The organism is Gellertiella sp. DMC107 (assembly GCF_056313605.1).
Genome location: NZ_JBQUZZ010000003.1, coordinates 113438 through 139218, shown reverse-complemented (window position 1 = coordinate 139218; position 25781 = coordinate 113438). Strand labels below are relative to the sequence as shown.

Sequence of the window (25781 nt, the reverse complement as noted above, 5' to 3'; positions counted from 1 at the left end):
TAAAACCTGAGCATAGGTGCAATTAATTTCAGGTTTCGCTCCCCTAGCGAAAGGCCGGCCTTTCCGCTTAGTCTCTGTTCGAAACCGAGCCCGAACGGCTCGCGGCCGAGACCCGTCATCATCCATGGCGGGTCTCGGCCTCTTTGGAAGCGAGGCAGACTCATGAGCACCCTGGAACAACGTCTGGCGCAGGCACGAGCAGAAGCGGGTCTTGCCGATCTGCCCCACGGCCATTTCATCGACGGCGCTTACCTTGTTTCTCCGGGCACGGAGGAGATGGAAAGCTTCGATCCCGGACTTGGCAAGCCATTTGCCCGTTTCGCCAACGGAACGGCGGAGGATGTGGATCGCGCGGTGACGTCCGCGCGAAAGGCGCAACGCGCCTGGGCCCGCACCGCACCCGTGGAGCGCGGCCGCGTGCTCCGTCGTATTTCCGATATGATCCTCGCCGAAGGCCGGCGCCTGGCACTGGTCGAGATGTTCGACGCGGGCAAGCGATTGAGCGAAGCGGAGGGTGACGTCCGCAGCGCGGCGCGAACCTTCGAATATTATGCCGGCGCGGCCGACAAGCTCGAAGGGGCGCAGATCCCCGTCGGCGACGACTATCTGGCCTACACCGTGCATGAACCCGTGGGCGTTGTGGCCCAGATCATCCCCTGGAACTACCCCCTCACCTCGGCTGTGCGCGGCGTGGCGCCGGCGCTTGCCTGCGGGTGTTCCGTGGTGCTGAAGCCGGCCGAGCAGACGCCCTTCACCGCCCTGCTGCTGGCAGATATCGGCCATAGGGCGGGCGTTCCCGCCGGCGTCTTCAATGTGGTGACCGGTACAGGCCAGCGCGTCGGCGGCCCCCTGACCGCCCATCCCGATATCGATCACATCACCTTCACCGGCTCGGTTCCGACCGGCAGCCGGGTGATGACCGAGGCAGCGCGCAACATCACCCGGGTAACGCTGGAGCTCGGCGGCAAGTCGCCGCACGTGCTGCTGGCCGATTGCGATCTCGACCGTGCCATTCAGGATGCCATGGGCGCCATCTTTGAAAATGCCGGCCAGATATGCTCCGCCGGCTCCAGGCTGATCGTCGAGCGCAGCATTCGCGACGAAGTCGCGGAGCGGCTGGCAAGCGCCATGGCAAAGCTGAAAACCGGCCATGGCTATGCCAATCTGGATGTCGGCGCCGTGAATTCCGCCGAACAGCTCGACCGCATCGAAGCCCATGTGGAGCGTGCCCGGGGCCAGGGTGATCCCGTCATTGCCGGCGGCAGCCGCATCCGCCCGGACGATGCGCCGGAAGGTTGGTATTTCGCACCGACCGTGGTCGAGGCTGCGAGCCCGCAGGATCCCATCGTCCAGGAAGAGATCTTCGGACCGGTGCTGGCCCTTCAGGTTGCCGAGGATTTCGACCACGCGATCGCCCTCGCGGACGGGACGGATTATGCCCTCGCGGGCGCGATCCATACCCGCGACCTGACCAAGGCGATCCGCTTTGCGCGGGAAGTGGATGCAGGCCAGATCTACGTCAACGAATATTTCGCAGCCTCCGTGGAAGTCCCCTTCGGCGGCAATGGAAAATCGGGCTTCGGACGAGCCAAGGGTCTGGAAGGCCTCAAGACCTATTGCAAGCTGAAATCGGTTGCGATGAAGCTCGTTTAACCAGTCGGCGCCTTCCCTTCCCCGCACTCCGCGCTTTCCCTTCGGAACCAACGCTGACCTCGCCGGTTTTCGGCGAGGTGCCCGCCTTACGCGTTGGCCCGGAAGGAAGGAGTGTCCTCATGAAACCCGAACCCCACCATCTCCAGCCGGATCCGCCCGAAGGCGACCCGGCCGTGATTGATCGCGAGCTGGCCCGTCAGGACCGGAACGAAGGTCGGCAGACGGCCCGCGAGATCCTCTCCGGGCAGGCAAAGCAGCCGGGAGAAGGCCCCTCCAGCGATGCGCGCGCCGCCGCAGAACTGCGAGAGGGCGCCGAAGCGGATACGGCCAAGCCCGTTTCCGAGGCGCCTGCCCGCAAGAGCGCAGCCGCGCGGTCCATGGACGAAGCGGCCCCACAGACCGGCGTGCGTCCCGGTCCCTGATCCCAACCGACCCGGAGAATACCATGGGAAGAAAGAACCTGCATGAATCCGTCGTGGTCATCATGGGTGCTTCGAGCGGCATCGGCGAAGCGACCGCACTGGCCTTTGCGCGGCGTGGCGCGCGCCTCGTCCTCGCCGCCCGAAATGCAGCCGCCCTTCAGGCTGTCGCGAAACTCTGCCGCGATGAAGGAGTGGACGTGCTGGTGCACCCGACCGATGTGACCAAGGCCGAGAAGGTCCGTGCGCTTGCGGAAGCGGCCCAGAGTTTCGGCGAGATCGACATCTGGGTCAGCAATGCCGGGGTCGGTGCGGTTGGCGCTTTCGAGGAAACGCCCATTGAGGCCCATCACAAGGTGATCGAAACGAACCTCATCGGCCACATCAATGACGCCCATGCTATCTTGCCGATCTTTCGCAAGCAGGGGCACGGCATTTTCGTCAACATGATCTCGCTCGGCGGCTTTGCCTCCACGCCGTTTGCCGCGGCCTATGGCGCCAGCAAGTTTGGCCTCAAGGGATTGTCTGAAGCCCTTCGGGCCGAGGTGTCGGATATGCCGGATATCCATATTTGCGATATCTACCCCGCCTTCATCGACACGCCGGGCCTTCATCACGGGGCGAACTATACCGGCGCGGAACTGGCGGCGCCTCCTCCCGTCTACGATGCGCGCAGCGTGGCGGATGCCATCGTCCGCGTGGCCACACAGCCGAAAGACACGACCACGGTCGGGAGCTTTACCGATCTTGTGCGGGTCGGACATTTCCTTGCGCCGGCACTGACGGCACGCGCCATGGCCTGGGTGATGCGTCGGCATTTCGAAAAGGCTCGCCGGACGACGGCTTCGTCGGGAAACCTGTTCCGACCGGCAGCGGATCCGGGCGGGATCGATGGAGGGTTACGTCCCTCCGTTCCGGCTTCGATCGGCATCGGCCTTGCAGCGACCTTGTTCGTGACCGGCTTCGTGTTGGGCGCCTCGGGCGAAACACGACGCATGTAACAGGAGAAGGGCCCGCCGTTTCAGCGGGCCCTTTCCATCAACGCTTGCGATCAGGCGCTTCGGTCGCGGGGTCCTCGCCGAGAACCGAGGTGTTTTCCTCGAGCAGAGATTGGGGCGCCTCGGGCCCGAGACGGCGCTCCGCCTCCATCCAGTGCTCCAGATCCTGCCCATCCGGTTGACCACGCTCCAGCCAGATGGCGTGGGCCTGCTCCCGGATGAGATCGGCGCGGTTTCGCGATGAAGTCTGTGACGGGCTGCCTGTGTTCATGACTGTCTCCTTTTTGCGGGCTGATAACGACCCGCAAATTCAGATGGTTCCGTCACGCGGCGGCTTTCGGAGAAGCGGTCAGTCCGGGGCAATTCAGGCCGGCTTCCTCGCATGCATCCAGGAGCGCGAAGCGGGCCGCCGTGCAGGTCTCGCCGTCTTCAAGCGCGCTTCGGCATGCCTCAAGCGCCCTTTGATAGGCAGCGCCGGAGCGGATGGGCCATTCGTTTTCCAGAAAATCGAGAGCGTCGTAAACGTTCAGAAATATTCGCTCCAGTCCCCCCTGCAGCTCGACGCGAAAGGGTGGGGCGAAAGGCATGGCATTCAAAGTCATGGATATGCGGCTCCTTGTCGGCCCACAAACGTCCCTTTCGGTGAAAGGTTCCATCGGTCCTGTTCCTGCGCTTCCAATGTTGTGCAGACCTGTCCTTTGGAAGGGCGCGGCGGGAGAACTCCAGCGCAGCATTCTTTTTCATGCGCGCGGCGCTTCAATTCCGCTGCGGTTTCCTCTAAGGAACGGTATTTGCGTGCCGCCCCAGGGGTGGCAGGACTTCATCGATTGCGAGGAAATGGCATCCCATGCTCGAACTGCTCAGAAAAGCGTCCAAAACGGTGGTTGCGAAGGCCCTGTTCGTTCTGCTCATCGCATCCTTTGGCATTTGGGGCGCATCCCAGCGCATGGAGCATGGCTCATCCACGACGGTCATGACTGTCGGCGACGAACAGATCAGCCTGTCCGAATTCCGCCTCGCCTTCCAGCGGCAGGTGGCGAATCTCTCGCAGCAGCTGGGTACGCAGCTGTCCACCGAACAGGCCCGCGCCTTTGGCGTCGAACAGCAGCTCTACGCCGAACTTTCGGCCGGCGCTGCGCTCGACCAGCTGGCCTCCGACATGAAGCTTGGCCTTTCTGAGGATCGCCTGGCCCGCATCATCGCGGAAGATCCGGCCTTCAAATCCGTCAACGGCGCCTTTGACCGCCAGCTTTTCGAAAGCCGTCTGCGCAATGCAGGTCTGGCTCCCGACCAGTATATTGCGGAACGCAGCAAGGTGGCCGTGCGTGGCCAGATCGTGGATGCCGTCTCCGACGGGTTTACGGCCCCGAAGGCGCTGGTCGATGCGCTGACGCTCTATCGCGATGAAAGCCGCACGATCGACTATCTGCTGTTGTCCAATGCCAATATCGATCCGATCAAGGCTCCCGCAGATGATGTGCTGGCGAAGTGGTTCGAGGGCGTAAAGGCGCGCTATCGTGCGCCGGAATTCCGCAAGATGTCCTATGTCCACCTGAAACCGGAAGATATCGCCGATGGTTCGGCCGTGACCGAGGATGCCATCAAGGCCGAATTCGAGAAGCGCAAGGAAAGCTTCAAGACGCCCGCTTCGCGCACGATCGAGCAACTCTCCTTCCCGAGCAAGGAAATGGCGGAAGCGGCCGAGACGGCGCTGAAATCCGGCACCACCTTCGACCAGCTCGTCAAGGATCAGGGCAAGGCGGAAGCCGATGTCCTTCTCGGCGAATTCACAAAGGACAAGGTTCCCGATCCGGCGATTGCGGATGCAGCATTCGCGGTCACCAAGGATGGCGGCACGTCGGATGTGATCGACGGCTCCTTCGGTCCGGTCATCCTGCGCATCACCAACATCAAGGCGGAAAGCGCGCGGGACTTTGACTCCGTCAAGGAAGAGATCCGCAAGGAACTGGCCCTCGTCAACGCGGGCGAGGAAATCCTGAACGTGCATGACCGCTTCGAGGACCTCCGCGCGTCCGGCATGACCATCCCGCAGGTGGCCGCGCAGCTGAAGCTGAAGACGGCAACTGTCGAAGCGGTCGATGCCAATGGTCAGGATCCGGACGGCAACCCGGTCAAGGACCTGCCGGAAGGCAAGAAGCTGCTCGATGCGGTCTTCAAGACCGAACAGGGCGCGGAAACCACGCCGCTCGCCGCTTCCGACAACGGCTACATCTGGTACGAGCTGACCGAGGTGAAGCCTGCCCGCGACCGCACGCTTGCCGAGGTTAAGGACAAGGCCATTGCCGACTGGACTGCCGAGCAGCAGGCGGCCGCGCTGGCTGCGAAGACCGAAGAGCTGGCCAAGGAAGTCAAGGCCGGCAAGGCGCTCACCGATATTGCAACCGCCATGGGTCTCCAGGTCGAGAACAAGGCAGGCCTGAAGCGCGGCGCGGAGGACACGGTTCTCGGACGCGGCGCAATCGCTGCGGCCTTCTCCGGCCCGGTCGGCACGGTTGCCCATGATCTGTCAGCCGATGGTACCGGCCAGATCCTGCTCAAGGTCACCGACGTTTCCACGACGGGCACCACGGACGCGCTCTCGCCCGAGCAGGACGTGACCGGCCTTGCCCGCGCGGCCGGCGACGACATTCTCGACCAGATGGTGTCGCGCCTCCAGACGGACTATGGCGTGACCGTCAACCGTGACCTCGCCCAGCAGGCGATGACGCTGAGATAAGCCCGCACCGGAGGGGCAAAAATGGCCGAACTGAAACCGCTCATCGCAAAAGCCGCCAATGGCGAGGCGCTGACGCGCGACGAGGCACGCGCTGCCTTCGAGATCCTGATGTCCGGCGAAGCGACGCCCTCGCAGATCGGCGGCTTTCTGATGGCCCTGCGTGTCCGCGGCGAAACCGTCGACGAGATCGTCGGCGCCGTCGAGGTCATGCGCTCCAAGATGCTGCCGGTGGAAGCCCCGGCCCATGCCATCGACGTGGTGGGGACCGGGGGCGACGGAAGCCATACCTACAATATCTCCACGCTCGCCTCGCTGATTGTCGCCGGCGCGGGCGTTCCTGTCGCCAAGCATGGCAATCGCGCCCTGTCGTCCAAGTCGGGCACAGCGGATGCGCTGTCAGCACTCGGCGTCAATCTGGAGATCGGTCCGGATCAGATTTCCCGCTGCATTTCCGGCGCCAATATCGGCTTCATGTTCGCGCAGCTGCACCATTCGGCCATGCGCCATGTGGGACCGACCCGTGTCGAACTCGGCACCCGCACCATTTTCAATCTGCTCGGTCCGCTCTCGAACCCGGCCGGCACGAAAACGCATCTTCTCGGCGTCTTCGCACCGAAGTGGGTAACGCCCATGGCAGAGGTGCTGAAGGACCTGGGTTCCGAAAGCCTCTGGATCGTGCACGGCTCCGGGCTTGATGAAATCACTACCACCGGCAAGACCGAGGTGGCTGCGCTGGAACATGGAAAGATCCGCACCTTCGAACTGACGCCGGCCGATTTCGGCGTGGAGGTTGCCACCATCGAATCGCTGCGCGGCGGCGATGGCGTGGCCAACGCAGCCGCCTTGAAGGCGGTGCTCGAAGGCGCCCGCAATGCCTATCGCGACATCGCGGTCTGCAATGCGGCGGCAGCCCTGGTGGTCGCCGGCAAGGCGGAAACCATCCGCGACGGCGTGCGCCTCGCCAACCTGTCGCTGGACGATGGCGGCGCCGCGGAAGCCCTTTCGCGGCTCGTCGCGCTCTCCAACGAAGCGTAAGGAGCGCCCGATGAGCGATATCCTGAAGAAGATCGAAGACTACAAGCGGGTGGAAATCGAGGCTGCCAAGGCCCGCTTGCCGCTTGCAGACCTCAAGGCCCGAGCCGCCGATGTCGAGCCGCCGCGCGGCTTTCTCGATGCCTTGCGGCGGAAGAAGGCAGCCGGTCAGTTCGGCCTGATTGCGGAAATCAAGAAGGCCAGCCCGTCCAAGGGCCTGATCCGCCCGGATTTCGATCCGCCGGCGCTGGCGGAAGCCTATGAGGCCGGCGGAGCCGCCTGCCTTTCCGTTCTGACCGATACGCCGAGCTTTCAGGGCGCGCCCGAATTTCTCACCGCGGCCCGCGCTGCCTGCAGCCTTCCCGCGCTGCGCAAGGATTTCATGTTCGACACCTATCAGGTCCATGAAGCCCGGGCCTGGGGCGCGGATTGCATCCTGCTGATCATGGCGTCGCTCACGGACGACGATGCCCGCCGGCTGGAGGACGAAGCCTTCTCGCTCGGCATGGACGTGCTGGTGGAAGTCCACGACGCGCCGGAAATGGAACGGGCGCTGACACTCTCCTCGCCGATGATCGGCATCAACAACCGGAACCTGCGGACCTTCGAGGTCAGCCTGTCCGTCAGCGAGGCACTGGCGCCTATGGTGCCGGAGGACCGGCTGCTTGTCGGCGAGAGCGGCATTTTCACGCCTGCGGATTGCGCCCGCCTGCAGCAGGCCGGCATTACCACCTATCTGGTCGGCGAAAGCCTGATGCGGCAGGAGGACGTGACGTCTGCGACGCGCACGCTTCTCGGGCTCGACACCAGGGCAGCGGCCGAGTGATGAGCGGCGACGGTCTCACCCATATCGGGGCATCCGGCGAGGCCCACATGGTCGATGTGGGCGACAAGGCGGAAACCGTGCGCAGCGCAACCGCCGAAGGCACCGTTCGCATGAAGCCGGAAACGCTGGAGATCATCCTGGCGGGCGACGCCAAGAAGGGCGATGTCATCGGCACGGCGCGTCTTGCGGGCATCATGGCGGCGAAGCAGACCGCCAACCTCATCCCGCTCTGCCATCCGTTGATGCTGACCAAGGTGGTGGTCGACATCACCCCGGATGCGGCGCTGCCCGGCCTGAAGGTTCAGGCCACCGCGAAACTGACGGGCAAGACCGGCGTTGAGATGGAGGCCCTCACCGCCGTTTCCGTCGCCTGCCTGACGATCTATGACATGGCCAAGGCCGTGGACAAGGCAATGGAAATCGGGGGTATCAGGCTGCTCGAGAAAACCGGGGGGAAATCCGGCGATTTCAGACATCCAGAAGGACGCTAGACGATGACACTGCTTCCCGTTGCAACGGCTCTTTCCCGCCTGCTCGACAAGGCGTCTCCCATTGACGAACGCGAGGATGTCTCGCTTGACGAAGCCGTCGGGCGCGTTCTGGCCGATGACATTGCCGCGAAACTGACCCAGCCGCCCTTCGATGCCTCCGCCATGGACGGCTATGCGCTTCGTGCAGCCGATATTGCCGAAGTGGGCGCGGAACTGAAGGTGATCGGGGAATCGGCCGCAGGCCATGGTTTTCCCGGCACGGTCTCCGAAGGGGAGGCCGTGCGGATCTTCACCGGTGCGCCCGTTCCCGAGGGCGCGGACACCGTCATGCTCCAGGAAGATGCCGAAGTGCTCGAAGGCGGGCGCATGCGCTCCAGCTTCGCGACCGCCAAAGGCCGCCACATTCGCCCGAAGGGGCAGGATTTCGCGCTCGGTGAAGTGGTGCTCGAAACCGGCCGCCGGATGGATTTCGCCAGCCTTCTGGTGGCAGCGGGCATGAACCATGGCACCCTGCCCGTCTGGCGCAAGCCGGTGGTCGCCCTTCTCGCGACCGGTGACGAACTGGCAAGCCCCGGCACGGAACCCGGTCCGAACCAGATCATCGCCTCCAGCACCTATGCGGTGGCGGCGCTCGCCCGCCAGTCCGGTGCAACGGTCATCGATCTCGGCATCGTGCCCGATCGACGCGAAGCGATCTCCGCCGCCATCGCCGAAGCGCGGGCGCGCCGTGCGGATGTGCTTGTCACGCTCGGCGGCGCTTCCGTCGGCGATCACGATCTCGTCCAGGGCGTGCTGACCGATGCGGGCATGGAGCTCGATTTCTGGAAGATCGCCATGCGCCCCGGCAAGCCGCTGATGGTCGGCAATCTCGGCGCCATGCATGTGCTGGGCCTGCCCGGCAATCCCGTCTCCAGCATGGTCTGCGCGCTGCTCTTCATGGAGCCGCTGATCCGCAAGCTGGCGCATCAGCCTTCGGCCCGTCGGGAAGCCATGGCGACCACGGTCACGGCGCTTGCCCCCAACGATCACCGTCAGGATTACATCCGCGCCCGTCTGCAGAAAGATGTCGCCGGCAAGCTCTCGGTGGAAAGCTTCGGCAAGCAGGATTCATCCCTGATGAAGCAGTTCAGCCAGTCCGATTGCCTGATCATCCGCCCGCCGCACGCGCCCGCCCTGCCGGCTGGCATGGGCTGCCCGGTGCTGCTCCTGCATCCGGAAAATCTCTGATCCCACCGGATAAAACGTTTCTGGCCGTCCGTTTGGGCGGCCTTTGCTTTTTTATTGTTATGATAATTCTATAAAAGCAATAGACCGGGGCCAGCGTCCGGCTATGCTGGGCCATTGCCGAATCCAGTCGTGACGTGAGGGGTGCCATGTTGGAACGAAGCCCGAGGCATCGTGAAATCCAGATCAGCTTCCGCTCGCTTGCCGAGAAGATCCTCGCCCGCGAGGGGGCGATCGTGGTGGAAACGGGCTGGAAGAGCAAGACCGGGAAGGCCCCGGCCACCACCGCCGATTTCGTCTTCAAGCGGCCGCCGGAAAACGAGCTGACCGTGGTGGAAGCCCGCCTTTCGCGGACCCGGCGCATGGATGACGGCCTGTTCCGCAATGCGCTGGAAGAGGTCAAGCGCCATCGAGAGGCAAAGAAAGCCAAGAATGCCCTTCTGATCCTGACGGCGGAGCCGACCTCTTTCCAGGCGCAGGACGCCGAGCGGCAGGGCGTTGCGCTCTGGGGCATCGCGCAACTCGTGCCGCTCGCCATCAAGACGCCGACCCTGGCCGAAGCGCTGGCGGATCTGCTCCGGGAAATTTCAAGCGATCCCCACCATTTTGCCGAGCCGATGCAGGTGCTGGAGGCCCACACCGCCCGCGCAAAGGCCCGTGGCGAGGGTGCAAAGCTGATCGCGGAGCTGGACCAGACCAAGCCCGGCCGGGAAAATCACCGCAAATTCGAGCAGATCGGCGAAAAGGCCGTCCGCCTTCTGTTCTCCGAACAGGTCCAGCGCTGGAGCGTGCCCGTGATCATCGAGGACGGGCTGAACCGGCCGACGCTGGTGGTGCGCCTCGCCCCCCGCCACGATGTCTGGCAGGCCCTTTCGACAGAGTTTTCAAGCCGGTACATGACCATGGGTTTCGCCAATGCCGCCGAACCCGCCGGACAGGGTGAGGTGCTGGCCGTCAGCCGGCACCTGCATCCGAAAGCACGCCGCTCCATCGGCATCCTGATTGCCCGTGGCGGCTTTGAGCAAGGCGCGCGCCGCGCGGCCGTGGAAACGCTGCGCGACCATGGAAAGCTGGTGCTGCTCGTCAGCCTCCAGGAGCTCAAGGAGATGCTGATCGCCCGCGACGCAGGCGACGAGTATCACGATTTCTTCCACGAACGCGCCAGCGACCTGATGGCGGACAATCTCGTCTGATCACTGCTTCTCACGCTCGGACTGCTCCCCCTCCTTCTGCTCGATCAAGCGCAGAATATGGCGGTTGACGGCAGCCTCGTCGCCGGAAAGAGCCAACAGCTGAGCCTCCAGCACGTCGATGTCGATTTCATCCCGCTCGAGCCGTACCGGAGTCGCATCCGCGAGCTTTGCGCTGGAAAGGTTCGGCGGAAGCGGTGCGGGCTCCGGTCGCGGCGGGGGGCTGGTGGCGGCCCTGTTGCGCAGCAGGGCAAGCCTTGCGATGCCATAGGCGGTGAAAAACGGCGCGATGACCAGAATGACCTTTATCCAGTCCGGTGAGTTGAAATAGATCTGGTTCACGTCCAAGCAAGCGGCCCTCCCCTTCGGAACGAGTGCCACCGGAGGCTGACGAAGCCACCGGTGACCGGGAAGTTAGAAAACCGTCAACGAACGGCCGCCCCGGCTTTTAAACCGAAGTTCTGGACATGACCGAGGCCTCCCGGCCGCAATGGCCAAGACGCTAGAGCGGGCGGGATGCACCTTGCAAGATGCCGCCGCTTCGTTGACAGGGTTTCTACGCCCCTGGACACGGGATTTTGCCCGTATCCTGAAGGCAACGTTAGCAGGCCTGAAAATGCAGTCAACGCTTAATTAGGATGACATCAAGTTTCCCATTCGCAGCGGGTGACAGCGTCCCTGCTTTCCCGTTCGGAACGAGTGCCACCGGAGGCTGACGAAGCCACCGGTGACCGGGAGATCAAAAAACCGCAAACCTACGGCCGCCCTGGCTTTTAAACCGAAGTTCTGGACATGACCGGGGCCTCCCGGCCGCAATAGCCAAGGCACTCATGGCTTCGGGGGTTGAACCCCTGTGCTGAGGTAAATGGTAGCGGCAGGAAATCTGCAGTCAATTCTTAATTAGATTTCTCTGCAACTGCTGACGCTATCACAAGCGCCAGCAAAAAGGGCAGGACCCTTTCGGACCCTGCCCCTGATTGTCACACCAGCCGGCTCTGTTCGAGTGCGGCGGAGATGAAGCTCTGGAAGAGCGGATGCGGTTCGAGCGGCCGGCTCTTCAGTTCCGGATGGTACTGAACACCGATGAACCACGGGTGATCGGGATACTCCACCGTTTCCGGCAGCACGCCATCCGGCGACATGCCCGAGAACAGCAGGCCGCACTGCTCCAGCCGCTCCTTGTAGTCCACATTCACCTCGTAGCGGTGGCGGTGGCGCTCGGAAATATCCGTGGAGCCATAGATGTCGGCGATACGGGTGCCCTTCTTGAGCGCAGCCGTGTAGGCGCCGAGGCGCATCGTGCCGCCGAGATCGCCGGATGCCTTGCGCTTTTCCAGCTGGTTGCCCTTGACCCACTCGGTCATCAGGCCGACCACCGGCTCCTTGGTCGGGCCGAATTCGGTCGACGAGGCATTGTCGATGCCAGCGAGGTGACGGGCTGCTTCCACGACGGCCATCTGCATGCCGAAGCAGATGCCGAAATAGGGCACCTTGCGCTCACGGGCGAATTTCGCCGCCGCGATCTTGCCTTCCGATCCGCGCTCGCCGAAGCCGCCGGGAACGAGAATGCCATGCACCTTTTCCAGATAGGGCGACGGATCTTCCTTTTCGAAGATCTCGGACTCGATCCATTCCAGCTTCACCTTCACCCGGTTGGCAAAGCCGCCGTGATGCAGCGCCTCGATGAGCGACTTGTAGGCGTCCTTGAGGCCCGTATACTTGCCGACGATGGCGATGGTGACTTCGCCTTCCGGATTGTGGATGCGCTCGCAAACCTGCTGCCAGGCATCCAGACGCGGCTTCGGCGCCGGCTCGATGCCAAAAGCGGCCAGCACTTCCGAGTCGAGACCTTCCTTGTGATAGGCCATCGGCACGTCATAGATATTCGCAACGTCGAGCGCCTGAATGACGGCGGACGGACGGACGTTGCAGAAGAGCGAGAGCTTGCGGCGTTCCGCTTCCGGGATTTCCCGGTCCGCACGCACCAGCAGGATGTCGGGACGCAGGCCAAGCGCCTGCAGTTCCTTCACCGAATGCTGGGTCGGCTTGGTCTTCAGTTCCCCGGCAGCCGGGATATAGGGCATCAGGGTCAGGTGGACATAGACGGCCGTGCCGCGCGGCAGATCGTTGCCGAGCTGGCGGATCGCCTCCATGAAGGGCATCGCCTCGATATCGCCGACCGTGCCGCCGATTTCGCAGAGCACGAAATCATAGTCTTCGTTGCCCTCGGTGACGAAATCCTTGATCTCGTTGGTGACGTGCGGGATCACCTGAACGGTCGCGCCGAGATAGTCGCCGCGGCGTTCCTTGTCGATGATGTTCTTGTAGATCCGCCCGGTGGTGATGTTGTCGCTCTTGGTCGCGGAACGCCCCGTAAAGCGTTCGTAGTGACCGAGATCGAGGTCCGTCTCGGCACCGTCATCGGTCACGAACACTTCGCCGTGTTGCGTGGGAGACATCGTGCCGGGATCGACGTTCAGGTAGGGGTCAAGCTTGCGAAGGCGAACCCGATAGCCTCGGGCTTGCAGCAACGCGCCAAGAGCTGCGGCCGCGATCCCCTTGCCAAGGGAGGAAACCACGCCGCCAGTGATGAATACATATCGCGCCATGGGCTTCACCGATTACCGTTTCCGAATTGATTCCGCCAGCCCCCGAAACGACATTTCTGCCGAAGACCTGTGGATGCTGACGTCTGCACAAAAGAAATCCGGCAGGCTTTTGGCCTGCCGGACGGGGTGATGTTCAGGGACCTCACTGGCCCGTGGGAACGCCGGACTTGTCGGCGGGTGCCGCCGGCTGGGCCGGAGCGGCAGGAGCAGCCTGACCGTTGGTGGCGGGCGCTGCGGGCGCAGCCGGAGCCGCCTGGCCGTTCGTTGCCGGTGCCGCGGGCGCCTTCTCGCCGCCGAGCTGGTCGAGAACGCCGTTCTGGCCGGCGCCCTGCGGGATCCTGTCCAGAATGTCGGTCGGCTTCGCCTCGTACTTGGCCAGGATGCCCATACCGAGCGCCAGCACAAAGAACAGCGTCGCGAGGATCGCTGTGGTGCGGGTCAGCGCATTGGCCGTGCCGCGCGCCGACATGAAGCCGGAGCCGCCGCCGATGCCGAGACCGCCGCCTTCCGAGCGCTGGATGAGAACCACGCCAATCAGCGCGATCACCACCATGAGATAGATGACAAGCAATACGGTTTGCATGGGTGTCCAATCCTGCCCCGTCATGCGGGGCGAAAGTCGTTTTGCGGGCTCTTTACAGGAGGCAGGGGCTTATTCCAAGCCCCCTGCCGCCCTCAGGCCAGCAATTCTTCATAAGCATTGTAGATGGCAAGGAAGTCGGCGGCTTTCAAGCTCGCCCCACCGATAAGCGCGCCGTCCACATTGGCAACGCCCATCAACTCCTTAGCATTGCCCGGCTTTACCGAACCGCCATAGAGCAGGCGCATCCCCTCGCCTTCCTTGCCGAAGCGCGCCTTCAGCTCGCTGCGCATGAAGGCATGGGCCTCGGCCACGTCGCCGGCCGTCGGGGTCAGGCCGGTGCCGATCGCCCAGACGGGCTCATAGGCAATCACGGTATTCTCGGCGGTTGCCTCGTCGGGAACAGAGCCGGCAAGCTGGCGCTTCAGCACGTCGAGCGTCTCGCCCCCCTTGCGCTGCGCCTCGGTCTCGCCGATGCAGATGATGGCGACAAGGCCGGCCGACCAGGCAGCCGCCGCCTTTTCCGACACCAGTTCATCCGATTCGGCATGATCGGTGCGACGCTCGGAATGGCCGACGATCACATGCGTGCCGAAGCAATCGGCAATCATGTCCGCGGAAATGTCGCCGGTATGGGCGCCGGATTGCTTGGTGTGGCAATCCTGCGCGCCGATCATCAGCGGGCTGTCGGTTGAGAGCGCGGTCGCCACGTAGAGCAGCGTCGCCGGCGGGCAGATGAGGCTTTCCACCTTTTCGCTCAAGTCCCCCTGGACGCCAGCGGCCATCGCCTTCAGCTCGTCGAGGGAGTTGCGAACGCCGTTCATTTTCCAGTTGCCAGCCACGAGCGGCTTAACGTCAGGTGTCATCGGTCCTCATCCTTCAAATGGTGCCGCCTCCCCTAGCAAAAGCCTTGCGAAAAGGGAAGCGAAGCCTTGTCATTCCGGATAGGCGCTCAGCGCGTCAGCAGCCAGTTCAGCACCCGGCGCCAGTCGGTCATCCGCACCGGCGTTCCGTGCGAGCCCGAATTGTAGAGCGTGAAGCGCACCGGATAGCCCTTGGCATGCAGCTTGTCGTAGATCGCCGCCTGATCCTTCGCGCTATAGACCTTGTCCGATCCGCCATGGGTAAACCACAGCGGACGCTTGGACTTGAAGAAGGCGCTCTTGAAAAAATCCGGATCCGGCGCCCCGCCCATGATCAGCATGCCCTTCAGATTGGCCACCGCATCCGCCTCGCGGGTAATGCCCCAGCAGAGAAAGCTGCCCATGGAGGCACAGGAAAGAATGACCGGATTGCCGCCGCTCGCCGCCTTGGTTGCCGCAATGAGTTCCGCCACCTGACGGACGCCATCCGTATCGAAATGCCGGATCGTCGGCGCGTAGTAGACGCCTCCATTTTCTACAGCCAGGTTCTTCAGCCGGTTGAAATTGCCGCCAAAGCGGTAATCGTTGGAGCCGAGCCGGCGATCCCCGTCGCGGCCATGGATGAAGATGACGGTGAAACTCGCCCCTTCCGCCGCGCCGACCCGTGTTACCTCAAGGGGACCCGAGGGAAGCGCGACCGCCTCGTCCGCCTGCATCCTGCGCGGCGCAAGATCCACCCAGGCACGCTTGACGCGCCGCTCCGGCTCCTCGTCGCGCCCGTTGATATCCCGCATCTCCTGATAATCGATGACCTCGTAATCGCCGCCGTCGCGGCTTTCCATCACCGTCTGGGTGGAGAAAAGCTCGTCCTTGAAGGGGGCAAGCGGACCGTTTTCGGCAGCAAGGGCCACATCCGAAGCCACGGACAGCAGCACAAGGCAGGCTGCAAGGGAACGTTTCAGCATGGCAGGAGCCCTCCGGACCGCAAAATCTGCCGGCTAATGGCACGCAAATAGTGGAAATCGCAAGGGCCGGGGGCAATTCCACGGCGGCGTCCATCGCGAACAAATGCGGAATCTGCCAGTATCCGACAAGCGATTCGCAGCCTTCGAACGATTGCGGTGAAATTCCGACTATCCTAGAAGGCAGGCGCATCACCCCCTGCATTCTGTGAAGAACCGATTGGCCCATGGACGATAACAACGATCTCTTCTCCTCCATCCCCCCGGAACCGAGGCGGGAGAGCCAGAGCCCAAAGGCTGACCCCGTGACCCCAAAGCCCGCAAAGGCGGAAGCGCCGCGCGCACCCGCAGCGCCCGCGTCACCCTCCGGTGACAGCTACGATGCCTCTGCCATCCGGGTTCTCGAGGGACTGGAGCCGGTGCGCATGCGTCCCGGCATGTATATCGGCGGCACGGACGAAAAGGCGATGCATCACCTTTTCGCCGAGGTGATCGACAATTCGATGGACGAGGCCGTGGCCGGCCACGCCAATTTCATCGAAGTGTATCTGAACAAGGAAGGCTTCCTCTCCGTCACCGATAACGGGCGCGGCATGCCGGTGGAAAACCATCCGCAGGTGCCGGGCGTCTCCACGCTCGAAGTCATCATGACCAAGCTGCATGCCGGCGGCAAATTCGACGGCAAGGCGTATGAAACCTCGGGCGGTCTGCATGGCGTGGGCGTTTCGGTGGTGAATGCGCTGTCCGACTTCGTGGAAGTGGAAGTCGCCCGCAACCGCAAGCTCTACCGCCAGACCTTCTCGCGCGGCATTCCGCAAACGGGCCTGCAGGAACTCGGCGACGTCCATAACCGGCGCGGCACGAAGGTGACCTTCCGCCCCGACAAGCAGATCTTCGGCGAGCATGCCCGCTTCGATCCGGGCCGCATTTTCCGCATGGCCCGGTCCAAGGCCTATCTCTTCGGCGGCGTCGAAATCCGCTGGGCCTGCGATCCCGACCTGTTGCCGCAAGGCTCCGAAGTGCCGGAAAAGGCGGTGTTCCATTTCCCCGGCGGCCTCAAGGATTATCTCCAGGCCAATCTCGGCAAGGATTTCACCGTCACCCGCGAAATCTTCGCCGGCAAGTCGGAGAAGACCGGCGGCCATGGTGCGATCGAGTGGGCGGTGACCTGGTATGGCGGCGACCAGCAGATCCATTCCTATTGCAACACCATCCCGACGCCCGAAGGCGGCACCCATGAGGCGGGCCTGCGCATCGCGCTTACCAAGGGCCTGAAGAACTATGCCGAGCTGATCCAGAACAAGCGCGCCGCGCAGATCACTACCGACGATGTGATGATCTCGGCCATGGGCATGCTCTCGGTCTTCATCCGCGAACCGGAATTCGTCGGCCAGACGAAGGACAAGCTGGCGACCGTCGAGGCCCAGCGCATCGTGGAAAATGCGCTGCGCGATCCCTTCGATCACTATCTGGCGGACAATCCGGCGGAAGCGGCCAAGCTGCTCGACTGGGTGATCGAGCGCGCCGAAGAGCGCCTGCGCCGCCGCAAGGAAAAGGAAGTCAACCGCAAGACGGCGGTGCGCAAGCTGCGCCTCCCCGGCAAGCTCGCCGACTGCGCGCAGAACACGGCCGAAGGCGCAGAACTCTTCATCGTCGAGGGCGACTCGGCAGGCGGTTCCGCCAAGCAGGCCCGCAACCGCGCCAACCAGGCCATCCTGCCGCTGCGCGGCAAGATCCTGAACGTGGCGAGTGCCGGGCGCGAAAAGCTCTCCGCCAACCAGCAGATCGCCGACCTCATCCAGGCGCTCGGCTGCGGCACCCGCACCAAGTATCGCGAGGAAGACCTCCGCTACGAGCGCGTCATCATCATGACCGATGCGGATGTGGACGGCGCGCATATCGCCTCGCTGCTGATCACGCTCTTCTATCAGGAAATGCCGGAGCTGATCCGGGGCGGCCATCTCTATCTGGCAGTCCCGCCGCTCTATCGCATGACGGGCGGGGGCAAGACCTATTATGCCCGGGACGATTCCCATCGTGCCGAACTGATGGCGTCGGTCTTCAAGGGCAAGAAGGTGGAAATCGGCCGCTTCAAGGGCCTCGGCGAAATGATGCCGGCGCAGTTGAAGGAAACGACCATGGACCCCGCCAACCGCACGCTGCTGAAGGTCGCCATCGACGATGCCGATTTCGAAGGTACCCGCGATGCGGTGGATGCCCTGATGGGCACCAAGCCGGAAGCCCGCTTCCGCTTCATCCAGGACCGCGCGGCCTTCGCGGACAACCTGGACATCTGACGGGCGGCGGTGACCCCGCCTGCCCGTCCGACAAGAGGCGCGAGAAAAGAAGTGTAATCTAATAAAGATTTGACTGATCCAATTTTCGTGATAGCCTCCTTGTGATTGGGTAGGCGACGCTTGATAGTTTCGTCCCGAACCCATGAGCGTCTTGGCCGGTGCGGCCGGGAGGCCTCGGTCATGTCCAGAACTTCGGTTTAAAAACCGGGGCGACCGTATGTGTGCGGTTTTTTGAGCTCCCGGTCACCGGTTGCCTTACGAGGCTTCCGGTGACTTTACCCCAAGGGAGAAAGCCAATGGACTTCACACAAATTTACATGGCATCGCCGGACTGGATAAAGGGTCTATTCGTGGTCCTGCCGTTTCTGACGCTCTATGGAACGGCGCGCCTGTTTGCCCACCCCAAGCGCCCAGATGAAAGACACGTCGCACCGCCCGTCATCATCGCGGTCCCGGAGAAAAATCCGGCGGACACATTCCCACCGGAAATTTCGTCGGAGGCCCTGAAAGCCCTTCCGCTCGCCGATACGTCGGAAACGCAAAAGGACGGGTCTAGGCCAGACTCTTCTCCATAAAGACGCTGAGCGGGTCGGGCTGATAGCTGCCGAAGGGGCCGATCTCCCGGTAGCCGAAGGCGCGATAGAGGCCGAGGGCTTCCGGCTGGTAAATCCCGGTTTCGAGACGGATGGCGCCGAGGCCCTTCTCCACACCGATCGCCTCGAGGGCTTCCAGCAACCGACGGCCGAGCTTCAGCCCCCGGGCCTCCGGATCCACGAACATGCGCTTGATTTCCGCTGTCCCGTCGCCGGCGTCGACAAGCGAGGCGCAGCCGAGAACCACATCACCCTGCCGCGCAACCAGAAAGGTCACCTCCCGCTGTTCCAGGGAACGAATATCGAGCATGTGGTTGCTTTCCGCAGGATAGAGCGACGCCGCATAGGCATCGGACATTTCGAGCAGGCGTAGCACGCCGGGTTGTCTGGGCGGTTCAGGCTGGATCGTAACGGTCATTGCGGGCACATGTATCGTGAAGGATCATGCGACTGTTTCCGAGGCTGCCGTTGCGGTCAAGCCCCTTGCCCCCGATGCCATTTAGGGGGATACGTAATGACATTCGCATGTTTTAACGGATTCTTGACCGGTTTTTGCGAGCCTCGCGGAATGTGATGTTTTCGTCCGTGCAATGATTGCGCAAGTGTGATCCGAGGCCTGTTCCATGCGTCCCTTCGCCATTCTTGCCAGCAGCCTGCTGCTGCTCGCCACCACTGCATCCGTCGGCATGGGCAGCAATACGCCCCACTGGACCTACGAAGGCGAGGAAGGCCCCCAGCACTGGGCAAAGCTCGACCACTCTTTCGAGGCCTGCGAGCTCGGCCAGCAGCAATCGCCGGTGGATCTCGTCACGCATATCAAGGCCGACCTGCCCTCGATCAAATTCGATTACGGAGAAATCCCCACCGAAGTGGTCAACAATGGCCATACGATGCAGGTCAACGTGCCCTATGGTTATTCGATCACCATTGAGGACCACACCTACCAGCTCGTGCAGTTTCACTTCCACACGCCGAGCGAATATCAGATTGCCGGAGAAAGCTTCCCGCTGGAGCTGCATCTGGTCCACAAGGATGAAGATGGCAATCTTGCCGTCGTGGGCGTGCTGATCAAGGAAGGCGGCGTCAGCCCGGCGCTGGAGCGGATTTTCTGGGATGGTCCGGCCGAAGCCGGCAAGACAAAGCGCCTGATCGACGTCAAGACCGATCTTGAGTCCTTCCTGCCAAAGGAAAAAACCTATTTCCGCTTCATGGGTTCCCTCACCACGCCGCCCTGCTCGGAAGGGGTGAACTGGTTCGAGATGCGCAATCCGATCGAGGCTTCGATGGCCCAGATCGAGAAGTTCAAGCAGCTCTTCCCGATGAATGCGCGGCCGATCCAGCCGCTCAACAACCGGCTTGTCGTTGAAGACATCAAATAAGGCGGGAAAGGCTCAGGCCGCGCAGGCGACCTGAACGGCAAAACTCCGTGCTCTGGCGCGTTCTTCCATGATGGCCAGCTTCTCGACCATTTCCAGGAGGTCGCTGGCGGCGCTGCGGGCGGCCCCCTGCTTGCGGAAGACCGCGAGAAGGGCGGCGGCAATGGTAACCGCACCGGTTCCCCGGGCCGCCTTGCGCAACTGGAAGACGGCTTCGACGAAAACGACGCTGATATCGCGCTGAAGGCCTGCCGCCTCGAACAGGGCGCGCACCGCATGCATCCGCCCGTTGGACAGCACGGAGCGTACACGCCGCTCCTCGACGCCGGTCAGATTGACCAGCACACAGGCGATGAAATCGATGCGTCCTGCACAAAGTGCATGCATGAGAAAGGCAGGCGTGAGCCGGCAACCGGCACGAAGATGCTCCACCAGCGCCGGAATATCGCGCTCGTCCGCATCGGCAGCGATGGTGAGGGTGCCGGTATCGGCCGCTTCACGGGCTATGCGTTCGACACGCTTTTCCCCAACGGTCAAGCGTACGAAATCGAAGGCCGCGAGCGCCTCGCTGACGTGTTGCATCAACATATGGCGGACATCCGCTGGAAGATCGTCGCGTTCGAGGAGCAGGCTCCGAACCTCCGCGCTGCTGCCATGGCGGCGCGCGATCTCCCGGAATGCCGCGGGTGCGAACTGGTGTTCGGGATTTTCGAGCAGAAGCAGGATTTCGGGCTCGTCGCCGACTGCGGCAATCGCAGCCGAAACAATCACCGAAACCGACCGGCGCGAGGCAATCAGGCTGCGGCGCAGGCTGTCGCCGCGCGCGGCAAGCTCGACGAAATCGTCATCGGTAATCACGGGAGACTGGGTGATCACGGTTGCGGCAATTTCGGGCTGGTCTTCGGCAAGCGACAGCACCAGCGTGCGCGGCACGTTGGGCGAATCGGCGAGGGCTTCGGCGAGCGCAAGGCGCACCTTGGGGGACGGATCGTCCAGCAGATAGGTCATCGCCATGATGGCAGCCCGCTTTTCCTCCTCTCCCATGGTGGATCGAAGATAGGCGCGCCCGAGCGCATTGGCCGCCCTGGCGCGATCTGCAACCCTTGCCGTTTCCGACCACTTGAGAAAAGCCTGTACAATCACGGATACTGCCCCACAACGTGAATGATCACTGCATTCAACCCTTGAGGCAGCCTAGCGATGAATGGATTACGATTGGTTAACTACGTTCATTAAGAATATAAAGAATAGCCACCGCGATCGCCGGCCTTTCCCTCAATCCTGCGCAGAAATTGCCGCAAATCGCGGCTAGAATGGCTTTCTTACGATTCCCGGACTGGAATCCCGTCTTGGCCGGAAGGCCCGCAAGGAGACATGGAACCGGATGACCCTGCCCCCGAACGGCCTCCCCGTGGATTTCCTCACCCGATCCTGGCTGCTGATTCCCTCGCTCGAGGAGGCCGCAATCGCTGCCGGTTTCAGGAGCGGCGCCGACATCGTGGCCTTCGATCTTGCGTCGTTGAGTGCCGTCCGCCGCCCGGTCGCCGCCGAAACGCTCGTGCAGTTTCTCTTGCACGCCGAGCCTGGTTCCGAAAACGGGGGTGCGCCCGCAGTCTTCTTTCTGCTGCCTGAAATGGACGATATCACCGATCAGCTTCTGGAAATTCTCATGCCCGCGCAGCCGGCTGGCATTCTCTTTCATCTGAAGGATCCGCGCGACGTTCAGGAGATGGATGTTCTGCTCGCCGTTCATGAGGCCCTGAACGACTTGGAAGACGGCGTCACCCGTCTTGCCTGCGTGCTCGGCCATGGCTTCGAGCGCAACTTCGCCGGGCTTTCCCGTCGCCTGATGGCCCTTGGCTGGGATGCGGAGGCTTTTCGGGAGCATGTCGGCGCGCACCGCATGTTCGATTCCGAAGGCTCGTTGACCGACGGCTTCCGCATGGCGCGGGTTTCGGTGCTGAATGCAGCCGCCACGGCAGGCCTGGAGGCCATCGACGCCTCGTCCGGCCTGTGGGGGCCGGATCGCCTGATGCGAGACGTGGCGGAAGCGGCTGCCGACGGATTTACCGGCAAATTCGCACTCTCGCCCCGGCAGGTAACCGCGATCAACCACGGTTTCATCCCGAGCGAAGAAGAACTCGCTGCGGCGCAGGCTGTCCTCCAGCAGGCGGATCCCTCTGACGGCAAGCGCGCTCTTCGCGCCCTCAGAACAGTGCAGCGGGCCGCACCGCCAAAGGCACGAAACGATCAGGGTGCCTTGGGGCGAAGCATTTCGAAGACATCGCCGCCGTCGCAGTAATCCATATAGCCGAGCCGTCCGATAGGGCGTACGATCCCCATATCGATACGGCCGTCCCGGATGATTGCCTCATCCAGATGGATACCCACAACCTGCCCGAACGTGATGACCGTATCGGCGGGCTCGCCGGATAATCCCGTTGGCGCATGCACCTGGGTGACCTTGCATTCCAGCACCGCATGCGCCTCCCCCACAAAGGGAGCCGCAACGAGCGTTCCAGCCACAGGGGTCAGTCCGGCGATGGCAAATTCGTCGATCCCATAGGGCACGGCGACCGAGGATTCGTTCATGGCGCGCATCAGATCCCGGCTGACCATGCTGACCGTGAATTCGCCCGTTTCTGCAGCATTTCGCGGCGAATCCTTCCCGACCCCGGCCGCAAACATCACGATCTTCGGTTGATCCGAGACGATGTTGAAGAAGGAATAGGGAGAGAGATTGCGCGAACCGTCGCGACCCCGGGTTCCGATCCAGCCAATCGGTCGCGGCGACACGATCGCCTTGAACGGATCGTGCCGGAGGCCGTGGCGATTGCCGGACGTCTCATAAAATCGCATCAGTCCCCACCGACCCAGGTGACCGTGTCCGCAAGCTCCGGCCTTGGGCGTTCGACAGCCGGAAAATCGGTCGAGCCGATATGGATGAATCCGGCGACTTTCTCACCGGCATGGATGCCGAGCAGCGGATAGGCCCGGCTGTCGAAGGCAAACCATTCCGTCAGCCAATTGGCCACATAGCCAAGCGCATTGGCGGCAAGCAGCGTATTCAGGCAAAGCGCCCCTGCAGACATCACCTGCTCCCATTCGGGAATCTTTGCATGCGGTGCGGCCTTGCTGACGATGGCGACCACGACGGGCGCCCGGGTAAACCGGGTTTTCTCCACCGCGATCAGTTCGTCGCTCAGTCCCGGCTCTACGGCCAGACGCAAGGCCAGCAGCGCCTCGCCAATGCGCGCCCTCTCCTCGCCGCGATAGACGATGAAACGCCAGGGAGCCAGTTTTCCATGATCGGGAACGCGCGAGGCGAGCCGGAGCAGCTCCTCGATTTCCGCGCGCGAAGGCCCGGGCTCGCGCATCTGGAAAGCGGGGATCGACCGACGAACGGAAAGATAATCCTTGAGGGCCTGGTTTTCAGTCATGGGGCATCCATCGGGGTTTGTTGCAGGGAAAGACTCCGCGCAGAAGCGAGGCGGGTCTTGAAATTGCCATGGGCTTCGTTTTGAAGTGAAGCGGCGCGCAACAGATGTCAACCGGGTATCGCACATGTCGAGACTTACACGGGTTCTCCGGAGCCTTCTTCTTCTCCTGGCCATGCTTGGCTGGATGGGCAGCGCCCACGCCCAGGATGCGGGTTCGCTGAGTACCCCCGATGGCGGCACAGGCGGCGAGTCCGTCGGCAGCATGGCGGGCGGGGGAGAGGCGCCGGACGATTCCCTCAACGCTTTTCAGCAACTCGATGGCGTGGCGAAGATGCCGAAGCTCAACGCCTTCTCGGCAACCAACGACCCGCTGTCGCCAGCCGCCATGCTGAAGACCGTCAAACTGCAGGCGAAGCTGAAGGCTGACGGCAAGCCAGTGGAAGACGGCCTGATCTGGAGCATTTTCAGCCCCAATGCCGGTCCGGACGAAAAATTGCCGCTGGTTGCCACCGCCACCGGAGGATCCTCCACCTTCCAGCTGGCCCCCGGTGATTATTTTGTCAACGTGGCCTTCGGGCGCGCCGGCGTGACCAAGCGTCTGAAGGTGCCCATGGTCGGGGAAGTGGATCGGCAGTCCCTGGTGCTGGATGCCGGCGGGCTTCTGCTCAACGCCGTCTCCGGCACCGATCGGCGCATTCCGGCCGACGATCTCAGCTTCACCATCTATTCCACCGATATCAAGGAAGACGGAGAGCGCGGCCTGGTCATGGACGATGTCAGCCCGAACGAGGTGGTCCGTCTTAACGCCGGTACCTACCACATCGTCTCGAATTACGGTGATATCAACGCCATCATTCGCGCCGACATCCAGGTGGAGGCCGGCCGCCTGACCAAGGCAACCTTGCAGCATCGCGCGGCCCAGATCACCCTGAAGCTCGTCTCCGACAAGGGCGGCGAGGCCCTGGCCGATACGGCCTGGTCGGTTCTGACCTCCGCCGGCGATACGCTGGCGGAAAGCGTCAGCCCCTTCCCCACCGTCATCCTGGCTGAAGGCCAGTATACCGCGGTCGCAAAGAACAAGGACAAGATCTACCAGAAGGATTTCAAGGTGGTCGCGGGCGAGAACGTGGATGTCGAAGTGATTACCAGCCAGACCCTGCACCGACCGAATGGCGATCAGGCTTTCGTGGCGGACTAACCATGGCTGGGCAGCGCTTATGGACCGGTGGCTGCCTCTGCGGATCGATCCGCTTCACCGCGGAAGGAGAGCCGGGCTTTCCGCATAGCTGTTCTTGCCGCATGTGCCAGCGCGCCACGGGCGCCCTCACGGCCGTTTGGGTGGAATTTGATCGGCAGCGGGTGCATTGGACGGGAGACGGCGGCGCGCCGACACTTTACCGGTCCTCGGCCCGATCCAGTCGCGCTTTCTGCCCCCGATGCGGCTCTTCGCTCGGCGCAGTCGATGACGCACCCGTGATCGCTCTCTTGACCGGCTGTTTCGACACGCCGCATCATCTGCCGCTCAAGCCGAAGTCCCATTCCTATCGCGGTTCACGGCCGCGATGGTGGCATGTGACGGTCGATGACTAGCCCGCAGCAACCCGTCGCTGTCCCGTGGGAGCGAGGGAGAACACGGCATTATACAGATAGGTCAGAATTTCCTGCCTGCCCGCCATGCGGCTCAGCTCTTCCCAGTAGATCGTGCTGCCCACCGTTGAATTGATCATCGATCCGGACAGGCGACGGAATTCGCGGATAAGCAGCGAAATCCGCAGCGTGAGGGAGAAGCGGCTCACCAGATGGAAGAGCCGGCCATTCTGCCCCTCGAAATAGATCGGAATCACATTCGCTTTGGCCGCCTGGACCAGTTTGGCGGTGAAAATCTTCCAGGGCAGGTCTTCCGCCTTGCCAAAGGCCTTTTTCGCCGTTGCAACGCCGCCCGCCGGAAAGACCACGATGGTGACCCCTTCCTTCAGAAGGCGTACGGCCTCATTGCGCGTCTGCATGTTCATGGCAAGCGCTTCCTTGGTTTCCTCGAAACACACGGGAAGCGAATAGGGTGCCATTTCCGGCACCTTCAGAAGCTCGTTGTTGATGAGAACCCGGAAGGGACGACCAAGCTGTTCGGCAAGCGCCAGAACGGCAATGCCATCGCCAATGCCATAGGGATGATTGGCAACGATAACGACGGGGTTTTCGGAAAGATCCTGCGGCGGCCACTGTCCGTTCACATGCATCTTGACGTCGATGAGCTCGAGCATCTGCCCGAAGACACGATCACCCCGCGCGACGATCTGATCCCTCCAGGTCTCGTAGAGGTCGACGAAGCGGTCACGGCCCGACAACCCCTCAATCGTCCGGATAATCCAGCGCTTCAGCCTGGGATCCCGTTCGTTCGCGTAGGAAAGTTCCTTGAACCGCACCTTCGTCCGGGCCTAGTGCCCGCCCCCTTGATGTGCGGCGGTCCGATCCCCGGTCCGCCGCCTGCATT

At 62.8% G+C, this 25781-nt stretch carries 27 protein-coding genes; 15 read left to right on the top strand and 12 right to left on the bottom strand.

From position 1 onward, the window contains the following. Positions 1-162 precede the first annotated feature (162 nt). The 3 genes from ACT54B_RS11430 (at position 163) to ACT54B_RS11420 (ending at position 3073) form a co-directional block, all read left to right on the top strand. Positions 163-1653 carry an aldehyde dehydrogenase family protein gene (locus ACT54B_RS11430; RefSeq protein WP_476045001.1) on the top strand — a complete coding sequence of 497 codons (1491 nt, stop codon included), beginning with the start codon at positions 163-165 and terminating at the stop codon, positions 1651-1653. Between the two features lie 119 nt (positions 1654-1772). Next, positions 1773-2075 (top strand): hypothetical protein, encoded by a 303-nt coding sequence (locus ACT54B_RS11425; protein ID WP_476045000.1) that lies wholly within the window; start codon positions 1773-1775, stop codon positions 2073-2075. 23 nt (positions 2076-2098) lie between these two features. Next, positions 2099-3073 carry an SDR family oxidoreductase gene (locus ACT54B_RS11420; protein WP_476044998.1) on the top strand — a complete coding sequence of 325 codons (975 nt, stop codon included), beginning with the start codon at positions 2099-2101 and terminating at the stop codon, positions 3071-3073. Positions 3074-3110: 37 nt separating this feature from the next. On the opposite strand, the gene ACT54B_RS11415 is transcribed toward ACT54B_RS11420, so the two are convergent. Then, positions 3111-3341, bottom strand: a complete 231-nt coding sequence (locus tag ACT54B_RS11415; protein WP_476044996.1) for a DUF2934 domain-containing protein — start codon at positions 3339-3341, stop codon at positions 3111-3113. A 52-nt stretch (positions 3342-3393) separates the two neighbouring features. Further along, positions 3394-3672 (bottom strand): DUF982 domain-containing protein, encoded by a 279-nt coding sequence (locus ACT54B_RS11410; RefSeq protein ID WP_476044995.1) that lies wholly within the window; start codon positions 3670-3672, stop codon positions 3394-3396. A gap of 245 nt (positions 3673-3917) precedes the next feature. On the opposite strand from ACT54B_RS11410, the gene ACT54B_RS11405 reads away from it, so the two are divergent. From ACT54B_RS11405 to ACT54B_RS11380, 6 genes are all read left to right on the top strand, one after another. Then, the gene (locus tag ACT54B_RS11405; RefSeq protein ID WP_476044994.1) at positions 3918-5807 is read left to right on the top strand and encodes a peptidylprolyl isomerase; all 1890 of its coding nucleotides are present in this window, start codon (positions 3918-3920) and stop codon (positions 5805-5807) included. A 21-nt stretch (positions 5808-5828) separates the two neighbouring features. Beyond that, complete coding sequence (gene trpD, locus ACT54B_RS11400) at positions 5829-6842, top strand: anthranilate phosphoribosyltransferase (protein WP_476044993.1); 1014 nt, start codon at positions 5829-5831, stop codon at positions 6840-6842. A 10-nt stretch (positions 6843-6852) separates the two neighbouring features. Then, the gene (trpC, locus tag ACT54B_RS11395; RefSeq protein WP_476044991.1) at positions 6853-7665 is read left to right on the top strand and encodes an indole-3-glycerol phosphate synthase TrpC; all 813 of its coding nucleotides are present in this window, start codon (positions 6853-6855) and stop codon (positions 7663-7665) included. Next, positions 7665-8156 (top strand): cyclic pyranopterin monophosphate synthase MoaC, encoded by a 492-nt coding sequence (gene moaC / locus ACT54B_RS11390; protein WP_476044990.1) that lies wholly within the window; start codon positions 7665-7667, stop codon positions 8154-8156. The genes trpC and moaC overlap by 1 nt, the downstream gene beginning before the upstream one ends. A gap of 3 nt (positions 8157-8159) precedes the next feature. Further along, positions 8160-9383 carry a molybdopterin molybdotransferase MoeA gene (locus ACT54B_RS11385; RefSeq protein WP_476044989.1) on the top strand — a complete coding sequence of 408 codons (1224 nt, stop codon included), beginning with the start codon at positions 8160-8162 and terminating at the stop codon, positions 9381-9383. A 146-nt stretch (positions 9384-9529) separates the two neighbouring features. After that, on the top strand, positions 9530-10573 hold the full coding sequence (locus ACT54B_RS11380) for a restriction endonuclease (RefSeq protein WP_476044987.1): 1044 nt from the start codon (positions 9530-9532) through the stop codon (positions 10571-10573). On the opposite strand, the gene ACT54B_RS11375 is transcribed toward ACT54B_RS11380, so the two are convergent. The 5 genes from ACT54B_RS11375 to ACT54B_RS11355 form a co-directional block, all read right to left on the bottom strand. Further along, the gene (locus ACT54B_RS11375) at positions 10574-10918 is read right to left on the bottom strand and encodes a hypothetical protein (RefSeq protein ID WP_476044986.1); all 345 of its coding nucleotides are present in this window, start codon (positions 10916-10918) and stop codon (positions 10574-10576) included. It lies immediately after the preceding gene. Between the two features lie 632 nt (positions 10919-11550). Continuing rightward, entirely contained in the window at positions 11551-13179 is a 1629-nt protein-coding gene (locus ACT54B_RS11370) for a CTP synthase (protein ID WP_476044985.1), read from the bottom strand. 142 nt (positions 13180-13321) lie between these two features. Continuing rightward, positions 13322-13762 (bottom strand): preprotein translocase subunit SecG, encoded by a 441-nt coding sequence (gene secG / locus ACT54B_RS11365; protein ID WP_476044984.1) that lies wholly within the window; start codon positions 13760-13762, stop codon positions 13322-13324. Positions 13763-13854: 92 nt separating this feature from the next. Further along, complete coding sequence (gene tpiA, locus ACT54B_RS11360) at positions 13855-14625, bottom strand: triose-phosphate isomerase (RefSeq protein ID WP_476044983.1); 771 nt, start codon at positions 14623-14625, stop codon at positions 13855-13857. 86 nt (positions 14626-14711) lie between these two features. Further along, positions 14712-15587 (bottom strand): alpha/beta hydrolase, encoded by an 876-nt coding sequence (locus ACT54B_RS11355; protein WP_476044982.1) that lies wholly within the window; start codon positions 15585-15587, stop codon positions 14712-14714. A gap of 224 nt (positions 15588-15811) precedes the next feature. Between ACT54B_RS11355 and parE the strand changes: the two genes are divergently transcribed. After that, entirely contained in the window at positions 15812-17881 is a 2070-nt protein-coding gene (parE, locus tag ACT54B_RS11350) for a DNA topoisomerase IV subunit B (protein WP_476044981.1), read from the top strand. Positions 17882-18177: 296 nt separating this feature from the next. Further along, positions 18178-18456, top strand: a complete 279-nt coding sequence (locus tag ACT54B_RS11345; protein WP_476044980.1) for a hypothetical protein — start codon at positions 18178-18180, stop codon at positions 18454-18456. On the opposite strand, the gene ACT54B_RS11340 is transcribed toward ACT54B_RS11345, so the two are convergent. After that, positions 18434-18892, bottom strand: a complete 459-nt coding sequence (locus ACT54B_RS11340) for a GNAT family N-acetyltransferase (RefSeq protein WP_476044979.1) — start codon at positions 18890-18892, stop codon at positions 18434-18436. The genes ACT54B_RS11345 and ACT54B_RS11340 overlap by 23 nt on opposite strands. 205 nt (positions 18893-19097) lie before the next feature. Between ACT54B_RS11340 and ACT54B_RS11335 the strand changes: the two genes are divergently transcribed. Continuing rightward, entirely contained in the window at positions 19098-19853 is a 756-nt protein-coding gene (locus ACT54B_RS11335) for a carbonic anhydrase (protein ID WP_476044978.1), read from the top strand. Between the two features lie 12 nt (positions 19854-19865). On the opposite strand, the gene ACT54B_RS11330 is transcribed toward ACT54B_RS11335, so the two are convergent. Then, positions 19866-20993 carry a DUF2336 domain-containing protein gene (locus ACT54B_RS11330; RefSeq protein WP_476044976.1) on the bottom strand — a complete coding sequence of 376 codons (1128 nt, stop codon included), beginning with the start codon at positions 20991-20993 and terminating at the stop codon, positions 19866-19868. A gap of 241 nt (positions 20994-21234) precedes the next feature. On the opposite strand from ACT54B_RS11330, the gene ACT54B_RS11325 reads away from it, so the two are divergent. Then, entirely contained in the window at positions 21235-22152 is a 918-nt protein-coding gene (locus ACT54B_RS11325) for a hypothetical protein (RefSeq protein WP_476044975.1), read from the top strand. Here ACT54B_RS11325 and ACT54B_RS11320 read toward each other — a convergent pair. Both ACT54B_RS11320 and ACT54B_RS11315 read right to left on the bottom strand, forming a co-directional pair. After that, complete coding sequence (locus ACT54B_RS11320) at positions 22101-22709, bottom strand: flavin reductase family protein (RefSeq protein WP_476044974.1); 609 nt, start codon at positions 22707-22709, stop codon at positions 22101-22103. The two genes, ACT54B_RS11325 and ACT54B_RS11320, sit on opposite strands and share 52 nt — an antisense overlap. Then, complete coding sequence (locus ACT54B_RS11315) at positions 22709-23290, bottom strand: nitroreductase family protein (protein WP_476044972.1); 582 nt, start codon at positions 23288-23290, stop codon at positions 22709-22711. The genes ACT54B_RS11320 and ACT54B_RS11315 overlap by 1 nt, the downstream gene beginning before the upstream one ends. Positions 23291-23552: 262 nt before the next feature. Between ACT54B_RS11315 and ACT54B_RS11310 the strand changes: the two genes are divergently transcribed. Together ACT54B_RS11310 and ACT54B_RS11305 are read left to right on the top strand one after the other, a co-directional pair. Then, positions 23553-24488, top strand: a complete 936-nt coding sequence (locus ACT54B_RS11310; RefSeq protein ID WP_476045596.1) for a hypothetical protein — start codon at positions 23553-23555, stop codon at positions 24486-24488. Between the two features lie 2 nt (positions 24489-24490). Further along, complete coding sequence (locus ACT54B_RS11305) at positions 24491-24880, top strand: GFA family protein (RefSeq protein WP_476044971.1); 390 nt, start codon at positions 24491-24493, stop codon at positions 24878-24880. Here ACT54B_RS11305 and ACT54B_RS11300 read toward each other — a convergent pair. Next, entirely contained in the window at positions 24877-25713 is an 837-nt protein-coding gene (locus ACT54B_RS11300) for a lysophospholipid acyltransferase family protein (RefSeq protein ID WP_476044970.1), read from the bottom strand. The genes ACT54B_RS11305 and ACT54B_RS11300 overlap by 4 nt on opposite strands. Positions 25714-25781: the final 68 nt, after the last annotated feature.

What these genes read in the sequence shown, in the direction of transcription:
- ACT54B_RS11355 (WP_476044982.1), bottom strand. Translation starts at nt 15,587, where the DNA reads ATGCTGAAACGTTCCCTTGCAGCCTGCCTTGTGCTGCTGTCCGTGGCT.
- ACT54B_RS11380 (WP_476044987.1), top strand. Translation starts at nt 9,530, where the DNA reads ATGTTGGAACGAAGCCCGAGGCATCGTGAAATCCAGATCAGCTTCCGC.
- ACT54B_RS11370 (WP_476044985.1), bottom strand. Translation starts at nt 13,179, where the DNA reads ATGGCGCGATATGTATTCATCACTGGCGGCGTGGTTTCCTCCCTTGGC.
- ACT54B_RS11430 (WP_476045001.1), top strand. Translation starts at nt 163, where the DNA reads ATGAGCACCCTGGAACAACGTCTGGCGCAGGCACGAGCAGAAGCGGGT.
- ACT54B_RS11345 (WP_476044980.1), top strand. Translation starts at nt 18,178, where the DNA reads ATGGACTTCACACAAATTTACATGGCATCGCCGGACTGGATAAAGGGT.
- ACT54B_RS11405 (WP_476044994.1), top strand. Translation starts at nt 3,918, where the DNA reads ATGCTCGAACTGCTCAGAAAAGCGTCCAAAACGGTGGTTGCGAAGGCC.
- secG (WP_476044984.1), bottom strand. Translation starts at nt 13,762, where the DNA reads ATGCAAACCGTATTGCTTGTCATCTATCTCATGGTGGTGATCGCGCTG.
- trpD (WP_476044993.1), top strand. Translation starts at nt 5,829, where the DNA reads ATGGCCGAACTGAAACCGCTCATCGCAAAAGCCGCCAATGGCGAGGCG.
- ACT54B_RS11310 (WP_476045596.1), top strand. Translation starts at nt 23,553, where the DNA reads ATGGCGGGCGGGGGAGAGGCGCCGGACGATTCCCTCAACGCTTTTCAG.
- ACT54B_RS11325 (WP_476044975.1), top strand. Translation starts at nt 21,235, where the DNA reads ATGACCCTGCCCCCGAACGGCCTCCCCGTGGATTTCCTCACCCGATCC.
- ACT54B_RS11415 (WP_476044996.1), bottom strand. Translation starts at nt 3,341, where the DNA reads ATGAACACAGGCAGCCCGTCACAGACTTCATCGCGAAACCGCGCCGAT.
- ACT54B_RS11320 (WP_476044974.1), bottom strand. Translation starts at nt 22,709, where the DNA reads ATGCGATTTTATGAGACGTCCGGCAATCGCCACGGCCTCCGGCACGAT.
- parE (WP_476044981.1), top strand. Translation starts at nt 15,812, where the DNA reads ATGGACGATAACAACGATCTCTTCTCCTCCATCCCCCCGGAACCGAGG.
- tpiA (WP_476044983.1), bottom strand. Translation starts at nt 14,625, where the DNA reads ATGACACCTGACGTTAAGCCGCTCGTGGCTGGCAACTGGAAAATGAAC.
- ACT54B_RS11410 (WP_476044995.1), bottom strand. Translation starts at nt 3,672, where the DNA reads ATGACTTTGAATGCCATGCCTTTCGCCCCACCCTTTCGCGTCGAGCTG.
- ACT54B_RS11305 (WP_476044971.1), top strand. Translation starts at nt 24,491, where the DNA reads ATGGCTGGGCAGCGCTTATGGACCGGTGGCTGCCTCTGCGGATCGATC.
- ACT54B_RS11315 (WP_476044972.1), bottom strand. Translation starts at nt 23,290, where the DNA reads ATGACTGAAAACCAGGCCCTCAAGGATTATCTTTCCGTTCGTCGGTCG.
- moaC (WP_476044990.1), top strand. Translation starts at nt 7,665, where the DNA reads ATGAGCGGCGACGGTCTCACCCATATCGGGGCATCCGGCGAGGCCCAC.
- ACT54B_RS11420 (WP_476044998.1), top strand. Translation starts at nt 2,099, where the DNA reads ATGGGAAGAAAGAACCTGCATGAATCCGTCGTGGTCATCATGGGTGCT.
- ACT54B_RS11335 (WP_476044978.1), top strand. Translation starts at nt 19,098, where the DNA reads ATGCGTCCCTTCGCCATTCTTGCCAGCAGCCTGCTGCTGCTCGCCACC.
- ACT54B_RS11340 (WP_476044979.1), bottom strand. Translation starts at nt 18,892, where the DNA reads ATGACCGTTACGATCCAGCCTGAACCGCCCAGACAACCCGGCGTGCTA.
- ACT54B_RS11385 (WP_476044989.1), top strand. Translation starts at nt 8,160, where the DNA reads ATGACACTGCTTCCCGTTGCAACGGCTCTTTCCCGCCTGCTCGACAAG.
- ACT54B_RS11425 (WP_476045000.1), top strand. Translation starts at nt 1,773, where the DNA reads ATGAAACCCGAACCCCACCATCTCCAGCCGGATCCGCCCGAAGGCGAC.
- trpC (WP_476044991.1), top strand. Translation starts at nt 6,853, where the DNA reads ATGAGCGATATCCTGAAGAAGATCGAAGACTACAAGCGGGTGGAAATC.